Origin of the sequence: Edaphobacter aggregans DSM 19364 (assembly GCF_000745965.1) — a bacterium.
GTDB classification, from domain to species: domain Bacteria; phylum Acidobacteriota; class Terriglobia; order Terriglobales; family Acidobacteriaceae; genus Edaphobacter; species Edaphobacter aggregans.
Genome location: NZ_JQKI01000071.1, coordinates 18,590 through 29,309 on the forward strand (window position 1 = coordinate 18,590; position 10,720 = coordinate 29,309).

The 10,720-nt window shown below is 57.0% G+C and carries 7 protein-coding genes; 6 read left to right on the forward strand and 1 reads right to left on the reverse strand.

Going from position 1 to position 10,720, the window contains the following annotated elements:
* Positions 1-92: 92 nt before the first annotated feature.
* From Q363_RS21610 to Q363_RS21635, 6 genes are all read left to right on the forward strand, one after another.
* The gene (locus Q363_RS21610) at positions 93-3,290 is read left to right on the forward strand and encodes an efflux RND transporter permease subunit (RefSeq protein WP_051979121.1); all 3,198 of its coding nucleotides are present in this window, start codon (positions 93-95) and stop codon (positions 3,288-3,290) included.
* Positions 3,280-4,527, forward strand: coding sequence for an efflux RND transporter periplasmic adaptor subunit (locus tag Q363_RS21615; protein ID WP_051979122.1), 1,248 nt, complete (start codon positions 3,280-3,282; stop codon positions 4,525-4,527). Before Q363_RS21610 ends, Q363_RS21615 begins: the two co-directional genes overlap by 11 nt.
* Before the next feature lie 3 nt (positions 4,528-4,530).
* Positions 4,531-5,961, forward strand: a complete 1,431-nt coding sequence (locus Q363_RS21620) for an efflux transporter outer membrane subunit (RefSeq protein ID WP_064742698.1) — start codon at positions 4,531-4,533, stop codon at positions 5,959-5,961.
* Between the two features lie 710 nt (positions 5,962-6,671).
* Positions 6,672-7,973, forward strand: a complete 1,302-nt coding sequence (locus Q363_RS21625; protein ID WP_211256282.1) for a CoA transferase — start codon at positions 6,672-6,674, stop codon at positions 7,971-7,973.
* Between the two features lie 262 nt (positions 7,974-8,235).
* Positions 8,236-9,168, forward strand: a complete 933-nt coding sequence (locus Q363_RS21630; protein WP_035354655.1) for a hypothetical protein — start codon at positions 8,236-8,238, stop codon at positions 9,166-9,168.
* A 99-nt stretch (positions 9,169-9,267) separates the two neighbouring features.
* A complete protein-coding gene (locus Q363_RS21635) occupies positions 9,268-10,221 on the forward strand; it encodes a 3-hydroxyacyl-CoA dehydrogenase NAD-binding domain-containing protein (protein WP_035354656.1) in 954 nt (317 codons plus the stop codon).
* Between the two features lie 140 nt (positions 10,222-10,361).
* On the opposite strand, the gene Q363_RS21640 is transcribed toward Q363_RS21635, so the two are convergent.
* The coding region (locus Q363_RS21640) for a transposase (protein WP_211256283.1) at positions 10,362-10,720 on the reverse strand (359 nt) is incomplete at its 5' end.

Consider the following 10,720-nt stretch of genomic DNA (forward strand, 5'->3'; position numbering starts at 1 on the left):
GCGCTTTCAAATCCATAGATTTGTTCTCAGGCAGAGCATGAACCAGCGTGGATCACACGGCTGGATCCATCGCATCAGTTTTGAGGTCTTCTATGTGGATCGTACGCGTCGCGCTCTCGCGCCCATACACGTTCGTCGTTCTTGCGCTGCTGCTGTTCCTGATGGCACCGGTGATGATCTTGCGCACGCCGGTCGACATCTTTCCAGCGATCAATGTACCCGTGGTCAGCATCATCTGGACCTATACAGGTCTGGTTCCGTCCGAAATGGAGACTCGCATCACTTCTATCTACGAGCGGGCACTTACGACCACTGTCGACAACATCGAGCACATCGAATCACAGTCTCTCAATGGGGTCTCGATCGTCAAGGTCTACCTGCAGCCGCGGGCCAACGTTGATGGAGCCATCGCCGAAGTGATCGCCGAGGCACAGTCTATAGTGAAGCTTCTACCGCCAGGCATCACTCCACCGCTGGTCATTCGCTATGACGCGTCGACCGTTCCTATCCTGCAGCTTGGCCTTAGCGGCAAAGGTCTATCGGAACAGCAGCTCAACGATCTTGGAGTCAACTTTATCCGTCCTCAGCTCGCCACGGTCCCAGGGGCCGCCGTGCCAATCCCGTATGGCGGCAAGGTACGTCAGATCATGGTCGACATCGATTCCCAACAGCTCACGGCTAAGGGGCTTTCCGCTACGGATGTGGTGAACGCAGTCAATGCGCAAAATGTTATCTTGCCGTCAGGCACCGCTAAGATTGGCCCTACCGAATACAACGTCGGGCTTAACGGCACACCGGTCTCTGTCGAAGAGTTGAACAATATACCCGTCAAAACTGTGAACGGGGCCACGGTCTACATCCATGATGTCGCGCATGTCCGTGATGGTTATGCGGTGCAACAGAACATTGTGCGTCAGGATGGGCAGCGCGGCGTGCTCCTCAGTATTCAAAAATCAGGCAACGCGTCCACACTCTCCATCGTCTCGGCGGTGCGTGCCGCTCTACCTAAAATTGCCGCCACTCTGCCCTCGCAGCTCGTCATGCGAACCCTTCTTGACCAGTCCCTATTCGTGCGTGCGTCGCTCGTTGGCGTACTTCGCGAGGGCCTCATCGCCGGCGCGCTTACCTCGATTCTCATCCTGGTGTTCCTCGGAAGCTGGCGAAGCACGCTTATTATCTGTGTCTCCATCCCTCTCTCCATCCTCACTTCAGTACTGATCCTCGGCGCACTGGGCGAGACCATCAACATCATGACTTTGGGTGGCCTCGCACTCGCAGTTGGCATCCTCGTCGACGATGCCACTGTAGAGATCGAAAACATTGAGCGCCAGCTGGGGCTTGGGAAGAATCTTCGCCAAGCCATTCTTGACGGCGCGCAACAGATCGCTGTTCCCGCGTTTGTCTCCACGATTTGCATCAGCATCGTCTTTGTGCCCATGTTCTTCCTATCGGGCGTTCCACGTTATCTCTTTGTACCTCTGGCTGAAGCTGTGGTCTTCGCGCTACTTGCCTCGTACTTCTTTTCACGTACCATCATCCCAACCTTAGTGCTGTTCCTTCTGCGCAACGAGGTAGAGCGCCATCGCCGAACGGACGCTGAGCAGCAGGGGGGCTGGTTCGCGCGGCTGCACCGCCGTTTTGAGCAGGCATTCCAAAGGTTGCAGCACGGCTATTCCGGCATCCTGCAGCTCTGCCTAGATCGTCGTCTTCTCTTTGCCACGTGCTTTCTTGTCTTTTGCGCTGCGAGTCTTCTTCTGCTGCCGAGCTTGGGCAACGATTTCTTTCCGACGGTAGACGCAGGTCAGTTTCGGCTGCATGTTCGCGCTAAGACCGGCACCCGCATCGAAGAGACCGCTCGCCTGGTCGATCAGATAGAACAATCCATACGCAATAAAATCCCTGCTTCCGAACTGAGCGGCATTCTCGACAACATCGGACTGCCTACCAGCGGCATCAATCTCTCGTACAGCAATAGCGGTACGATCGGCAACGCTGATGCGGAGATTCTCGGTTCTCTTCAGGCGAAGCATCATCCTACTGCGGATTATGTCGCTCGGCTTCGCCAAGAGCTTCCGAAGGAGTTTCCCGGGACCTCGTTCTTCTTCGAGCCTGCGGACATTGTGGCCCAGACACTCAACTTCGGCCTTCCCGCTCCGCTGGATGTTCAGATTGTCGGCCGTGACACTGCAGGAGACTTCGCGGCTGCCTCGCAGATTGCCGCGAACATGCGGAACATTCCCGGTGCGGTCGACGTTCACATCCAGCAGCAGTTCGATCAGCCGCGGCTGCAGTTCGATCTGGATCGAGTCCGTGCTCAGCAGGTCGGACTCACGACCCGGGACGTCTCCAGCAGCTTGCTGGTCTCTCTCAGTTCGAGCTTTCAGACCGCACCGAATCTCTGGCTCAATCCGAAGAATGGCGTCTCTTACAGCATCGCCGTGCAGACTCCGCAGTATAAAATCGCCTCGCTGGACGACATAAGAACGATTCCTGTTACCTCGTCCTCTTCTTCGTATGGGTCCTCTCCGTCCGGTGCGCAACTCTTCGAGAATCTCACCACGATGAGCCGCATGCAGGAGCCTGCGGTTGCCAGTCACTACAATGTGCAGCCTGTGATTGATATCTATGCCAGCGTGCAGGGGATGGATCTTGGCAAGGTCGCTTCTCAGGTCACCACAATTACGGATGCGGCGCAGAAACATCTCCCCAGCGGTAGTCACCTGGTGATTCGCGGACAGGTCTCCACGATGCGGTCTTCGTTCACCGGACTTTACATCGGCCTCGCATTTGCCATCGCGTTGGTCTATTTCCTTCTTGTCGTCAACTTCCAATCGTGGAGCGAGGCCTTCATCATCATTACCGCCCTGCCGGGAGCATTGGCTGGTATCTGCTGGATACTCTTTTTGACGCATACACCGCTCAGCGTTCCTGCATTGATGGGCGCGATCATGAGCATAGGCGTTGCCACCGCGAACAGCGTTCTGGTGATCACCTTTGCGAATGAACGCTTCGCCGATACGAGAGATGCCTTCCGCTCCTCTCTCGAAGCCGGAGCTACGCGGCTGCGCCCGGTCATCATGACGGCGACGGCCATGATCATCGGAATGGTGCCCATGGCCCTGGGTCTGGGTGAGGGAGGCGAGCAAAATGCGCCGCTTGGCCGTGCTGTTATCGGCGGACTTCTGTTTGCCACGATTGCCACACTCTTCTTTGTGCCCACGGTCTTCACTATCGTCCGCTCACGGGCCACCGGACACAAAACCAATTCGGAGGAACCCCATGTTGCATAAAGATGCCTTAAAATACTCGCCAGAGCAGCCTTCAACTCCGGAGATCGGTGCCTCGGTTCCGGGGTTCGGGCCGTCCGGCACCCCCTCCCGTCTGCTTTGGTTCCTTACGATCCCCTTGGCGCTCTGTATCTTTGGACTGTTTACGTTACTCAGCAAATCACGCATCCAGAGCGCGCTGGCTGCGAGCACGCAGGCATCGGCCGCTGAGCCCGTGAGCGTGCTGCACCCGCAGGCCGGCGACCCGAGCGATGAACTGGTTCTGCCGGCGACGCTGCAAGCGTTTTCCGAGGCACCAATCTATGCTCGCACTAGTGGCTATGTCGCGCACTGGTTTGCGGATATCGGTCAGCACGTCAGCGACGGCGAGGTTCTCGCTCGAATCGATTCTCCCGATGTGGACCAGCAGCTCATACGCGCACGTGCAACGCTCAATCAATCGCAAGCCAATCTCACGTTAGCCGGTGTGACGGCCAAGCGCTATCAGGACTTGATCAAGTCTAACTCGGTCGCTCAGCAGGAGGTCGATCAGAACAACCAGAACCTGACCTCGCAGCAAGCTGCCGCCGTATCCGCTGCTGCGGACGTGAAGCAGCTCGAGGAGCAGCAGAGCTACGAGCGCGTCACGGCCCCCTTCGCCGGCGTGGTGACCGAACGGCGCACCGACATCGGCGACCTCATCAACGCCGGCAACAGTGGTACCGGAGCTGAACTCTTCCGTCTCGCCAAAATCGATGTGATGCGTATCTTCGTCTCTGTTCCTGAGGCCTATAGTCAGCAGATCGCCACAGGGATGCACGTCAGCGTACAGCTCACGGAGCTTCCAAACCAGACGTTCGATGGCCAGGTGGCGCGCAACAATCACGCTATCGATCCAGCCACTCGCACCCTGATGGTTGAAGTCGATGTGCCCAATCCGGGCGGTAAGCTGCTACCCGGTGCCTATGGACAGGTCCACTTCAAACTTGCCTCCCCGACACGTTCTCTCATCGTTCCCTCCGGTAGCCTCCTCTTCCAGTCCGCCGGTCCGCAGGTCGCTGTCGTGACTGCAAAGAACACGGTCGAACTCCGGAAGGTGGTTATTGGTCGAGACTTTGGCAACACGATTGAGATCACAAACGGGATCAGCTCTCAGGATTCTGTTATCGCCAGCCCACCCGACTACCTCGTCAATGGCATGCCGGTCAGCGTACAGGGCCATGCCGATGTGCAACCGCCAACAACGCCTAAGAGGAGCTAGGCCATGAAACACTCCTCAGAACGTCTCGCATTCGCTGCTCCACGACTCATCTCTGCCGGGCTGTTGTGCGTATCGCTCAGCGGCTGCATGGTTGGACCGAACTACCATGCTCCCGCCGTGCCCGCACCACCCTCCTATAAGGAGCCTGCCCCCGCGTCGACCATAGCCGTTCCTGCAGGAGAAACCTGGTGGAAGGTTTTCAACGATGCCACGCTGGATGAACTGGAAAAGCAGGCTATCGCCGCCAATCCAGACATCCAGATTGCCGTCGCCCACGTTGACCAGGCCGACGCTGTCCGGCGCTCTGTTCACTCCGCGCAGCTTCCCACGGTTACGGCAGGCGCTTCAGTCTCACGCAATCGTGAGGCGCAGCAGCGGCCCAACAATGGCAACACCTATGGTCATGCTGCCACGTACAACGATTTCCAGCTCCCTCTCAGTCTCAGTTACGAGATCGATGCCTGGGGACGCATTCGCCGTATGGTGCAGTCGGCCACAGCCTCTCAGCAGGCTACCGAAGCCGACCTGCGCTTCGTCCGACTCTCTGTGGCTGCGTCGGTGGCTACCGACTATTACACTCTGCGCGAGGCTGACGCGGACATCAATATCGTGCAGACCACCCTTGTCGATCTCGAACGCGGCTATGAGATCACGAATAATCAGTTTCGCCGCGGACTCATCAGCGAACTCGCAGTCAGACAGGCACAGACGATCCTTGACCAAACACGCGCGCGTGTGGAGGCTCTTCACATTCAGCGCTCTCAGTCGGAGCACGCCATAGCGGTTCTTCTTGGTCGTCCGGTGGCAGGTTTCGTTATCGTCGAGGCGATTACGCTCCCTCGGCCGCCCGTCATTCCGGCCGGAGTGCCCGCCGATCTTCTCGGCCGCCGTCCAGACATCGCCTCCGCGGAGCGCTCAGCCGCCGCCGCAAGCGCCCAGATTGGCGTTGCAAGGGCAGCTTACCTGCCACAGATCTCACTGACCGGATTTGCAGGGTACGAGAGTACGAATCCCGCATCGATTCTCAACTGGCAGAACAGCATCGCCTCGATGGCCGCGTCTGCTGTCGCACCAATCTTTACCGGAGGACGCCTCAAAGCGAATGTCGATCAGGCACAGGCGTCGTATCGTGAATCTGTCGGCCAGTACGAGAAGACCGTCCTGACTGCCTATCAGGACGTTGAAGACCAACTCGCCGCGCTCCACTATCTCTCCCGCCAGTTCGACGCGGAGAACAACGCCGTCGCCGATGCCAAACGTGCCGAAGAGATCGCAAACAACCGTTACAACACCGGGCTGGTCAGCTATCTGGACGTTGTCTTCGCGCAACAGACGCTGCTCTCGAATCAAGAGATCTCGACACAGGTACAGGGGCAGCGCCTGGTGGCAACCGTTGCTCTGATCAGGGCTCTCGGTGGGAGTTGGAACAAATGACAGCCAGGCCGGGAATGTAGAAGTGAACGTGCTTTTGATTGGCAGGAAACAATATTCCTGCTGGTAGTTCTCGGTCGCTTTGTGGCAGGGAGCCCATCCCTTGTGGCTCAGGCGGTCGCTCTGCGAGAGACGCCGCAGGTGAATGGACCTTTCACACTCAGTTCTGTTACCCGCTACTGCCTACGTGCTCAGAATCTTCTCGAGGGAGTTCGTGTCAGAACACCACCGACGAACAATGAGAGCGGTCTTGAAAAGGGCTGGCGTCGCGCGCTGAGCGGTCGCAACCTCCGACGGGAACAAAGGACCGCGCTCGTTGGTGTGTTTTCCTCACAGGACCAACATTTTACTCGTAACCACTACAGTGAACACGAGCTGACACGGGAGAAAAGAACCTACGCTAGGCACTACAAGGAACATGTAATTTACTCGGATCACTCACGGTTACTACTATGACTCAGTCGAAGAGCCGACCCTGGAGTCTACGTATGAAATCTGTATATGCGGCTAAGGAAGAAACTCAAGCTCCAGATCATTTAACTGGGACTATCGTCGACAAGCTAAACAATCCCTCCACCTCCTCAGATTTCGATTTCCATGAAGGAGTGAATCAAGTCTTGGCAGACGTTGGAATGTCAGCCGCGGACTGCGGTGGGCAACTAACTTTCTATGGCCAAGATCCCATTGTTCCCAGCCGGATCCGGTTTGCAACGATGGCAGGCATAGGCCTTGCTGCCAAAACCATTGCGGCCGCTGCGGTGTGGAGGGACCGAACTGGACAGGGCCAGGACGTTCATGTCGACGTTCGCAAAGCCTTTCGACGCTTCGCCGGCTTCTTCGAGGGGATATGGGAGACCGTGAACGGGCGCTCTCCTGCAATGGGTTCCTTCGAAAATAATCCCTTCTTTAAGTTTCCACTCTTCCGTGAAACGCGCGATGGTCGGCATGTCGTGACACTAAACATCTACCCTGAGCTGCATCGGCGTGCACTCAACTTCTTCCGATGCACCGACAGCCTCGAAGCGCTCCAGAATTCCATTCTGCAGTGGCGTGCAGATGACCTGGAGGCGGCTGCTGCCGAAGAGGGACTAGTCCTTGCCAAAGTTCGTACGTTTGAAGAGTTGCGCGAGGAGTTGCAGTACACCGAAGTGCTCGCAAAGATGCCGTTAATATCCGTCGAGAAGATCGGCGAAAGCGAGCCCATTCCTTTCAAGCCAGACGCCAAATCTCCACTCGACGGAATTCGAGCCTTCGGAATGGGTCATGTGATTGCCGGCGCGGCAATTGGGCGAGACTTGGCCTTCTATGGTGCCGACGTCCTGAATATCTGGAGGCCCAACGACACCGAAGTAGAGGGCTTTTTCTGGGACGTTCAGGTTGGGATGCGCTCTACCATTCTGGACTCCTCTAAGGAAGATCGTGCCAAGTTCGACTTCTTACTCAAAGATGCTGACATCTTCTTCGCAAACAAGCGCCCTGGCTATTTGAAATCCCACGGCCTGGATGCGGAAGAGTTATGTGCAAAAAAGCCCGGACTGATCCACGTCACCGTCGTCCTTCACGGAGAAAAGGGACCATGGTCGAACCGACCGGGGTTTGATGAGATTGGTGCAACGGTGTCGGGCGTCTTCGCCCTCGAAGGGTCTCTTAGCAGTCCGAAGCAGCCGCCTATTGTACCCATCTGCGACAACGTTGTGGGTTGGCTCGGGACTGTGGGCGTTCTCGCAGCGCTGCGCAGGCGAGCGGTGGAGGGAGGAAGCTACAAGGTTGTTGTCTCCCTCACTCGCACTGTGCTCTGGCAGCTCTCGCTCGGCATCTTCGACAAGGCCTACGCTCGTACGACGGCCGGCTCCGCTGAAGAGTATACAAATGTCGCCCCGGATCTGTTCACTGCAGAGACGCCGCTCGGCACGTACCAGGGGCTCGACGAGCAGGTCTACCTGTCCAAGTCTCCTGGATCGTATCGGACAGTGATCGTTCCGCGAGGATCGAACAAACCTGAGTGGCTGAGTTGATTCGGATATTTGCATTCCATCACCCCTCCACAATCCCCAACCCACTCCGCTGCGTCGGACTGCCAGTTATCTCAGCACAGTTCGGTTTTGACAACAGCTCGCTTAGGTGATGGTCGCCGCTATGGGAGAAATGAGGAGCCCCCGTACATGGGTGCCATACCCGCGTGGAAAATGATCGAGATGTCAAGGATGCCGGGCGAATACAAGTATCCGTTCACCCTGTTGAATTAGTGGCGACGGGGCTGGCTAAGTTGATGGGGCGTTGATTTCACTCCAAAGAAGAGAGGACACCATGGATTCCGGAAAACTCTACATTCTCCAGTACCGACCAGGCGGCGAAATCATCGAGATGGATCCCGATGGTGGCAATCGCCGCACCCTGCTTGGAAATCTGCTCGACAACCTCGACGGAATCGTTATCGACAAGAGGACCAAGACGTTGTACTGGACAAACATGGGACCGGCGATCGGTCCGCGTGAAGGCGAATTCTTTCAGGCTGACGGTTCGATCGAGTGCATCGGGCTGAACGGTGCTAATCGGCGCATGTTGGTCGGTCATGGTCTCACGGTGACGCCCAAGCAGGTAGCCGCCGACTTCGGCGCGGGATTCTTGTATTGGTGTGATCGCGAGGGCATGCGTATCATGCGCTCGAACCTCGACGGTTCGAACGTGACTGTTCTCGTTCGCAACGGTGTGTTTCCTGCCGATTCGCAGGACGTTATGCGTCACTGCGTTGGCATTGCCGTTGATCCAGTCAACCGCCATATCTACTGGACACAAAAGGGTCCTCCGGATGGTGGCAAGGGGCGCATCTTCCGAGCCGGGCTTGAACTTCCAGCGGATCAGCAGCCCGAGAACCGCACGGATATCGAACTACTGATCGATCACTTGCCTGAGCCGATCGATCTCGAACTCGACACCAAAAACAACCTTCTCTACTGGACTGACCGGGGCAATCTCGATGGCGGCAACTCGCTAAACCGTGCCCGTATCGGTACCAGGCAACTGGAAAACCACGAGGTACTCGCCACAGGACTGCAGGAAGGTATTGGACTTGCCATCGATCACGCTAATCAGCGTGCGTTCACGACAGAACTCGGTGGAGAAGTGCGCGTTGCCCCGCTCAAAGCCAAAGCACACTTCACCACGATTGCAAAGTTAGGGATCCTAACTGGAATTGCCTACGTTGCGTAAGCGGCGAGGCTCGTCTTCCTGGTCTTCTAAACCGCGACCTTCGAGCCGGGATGGGAATCCGGATGAAGCACGCGTATTGAACGTCCAATCGAGGAGAATATGAAAAATGATCTCAATGTAAGAACAGTCGGTATCGTGGGTTGTGGGCTGATCGGGATGAGCTGGGCGGCTTACTATCTCGCGAAAGGATTTGCGGTGCGCGCAACCGATCCCGTGACCGGCGCCGAGGAGAAGTTGCGCGCGTATATCGATAGCGCATGGCCTCTGTTGGAGGAGATGGGCCTTGAGCCAGGAGCCGATAAGAACGACCTGACCTTTTCCACCGATCTGAAGGAGTCTCTGAGAGGCGTAGACTTTGTCCAGGAAAACGGTCCAGAGCGGGTAGATCTCAAACTCAAGCTCTTCAAAGACATCTCTGACGCTGTTGGCCCCGATGTCATCATTGCGAGTAGTTCTTCGGGCATTCCTGTTTCGAATTTCCAAACTGAGGCGACCAACCCGGAGCGTATCCTGCTTGGGCATCCCTTCAACCCACCACACGTCGTTCCGCTGGTCGAGGTCGTCGGAGGCAAGCTAACTTCGGCGGAGAACGTTACACGTGCGGTCAAATTCTATGCACAGATCGGCAAGAAGCCGATTCGCATGAAGAAGGAAATGAAAGGTCATATCGCGAACCGCATTCAGGCCGCGGTGTTCCGTGAGGTGCTCTATCTGCTGGATCAAGATGCGGCCAGCCTGGCCGACATCGACATCGCTATGGCGCACGGTCCTGGGCTGCGATGGGCCATCCTCGGCCAGTTCATGAACGCGAATCTGGGCGGTGGAGACGCGGGAATCAAACATCTCCTCGAGCATCTCGGTCCAGCGATGGAAGGTTGGTGGGCAGATCTCGGTCGCATCGAGCACGTAACTCCGCAGATGGCTGAGAAGGCCGAAGCTGGAATCAATGAGATTCTCAAGGTACACACGGCCACCGACATTGTAGCGGCGCGTGACAATGTCTTGTTGCAGACCCTCAAGGCAAAGGCCGGAGACAAAAGGCTGCCGTACTGAGTACTCATCTCATTCCACAAGTGAGATGACCTTGAGGCAAGTACAGCCATCGCAGCTCGAACCTGGACTGCGATGGCCGGACCGCTTTGCAACTGATATGGCCGATGTCGTTCCGTCACCTCAAAGCAAGTTCGGTGGGTCTACGCGCACTCAGGGAGAAGCAATTCAAGCGGCACGGTTTGCAACCGCTGGGCATGACGCCCGATCACGCTGCTCGCCAACGCCTCGCCCAGACGATAGAGTTGCCTGGGTCCGACAGAGTTTTCAAAGCGCGACAGCGTAGGCTGCGAGGCCAGATCAACTCCCCTAACCGGATCACGGTCCAGCAGCATGTTGTGAATGGGATCGGCCCCGAGACGGGCCGAGTCGTTGGCATCGGGATAGCCGCAGGCAATCGAGAACACGCGCTGCGCAAACAGATCTCGCAACGAATGATCGACCTTCCCAGCGTGCCGTTCATCGCGCAGGCAGCCAGCCATGCCGGAGATCAACCCATAGC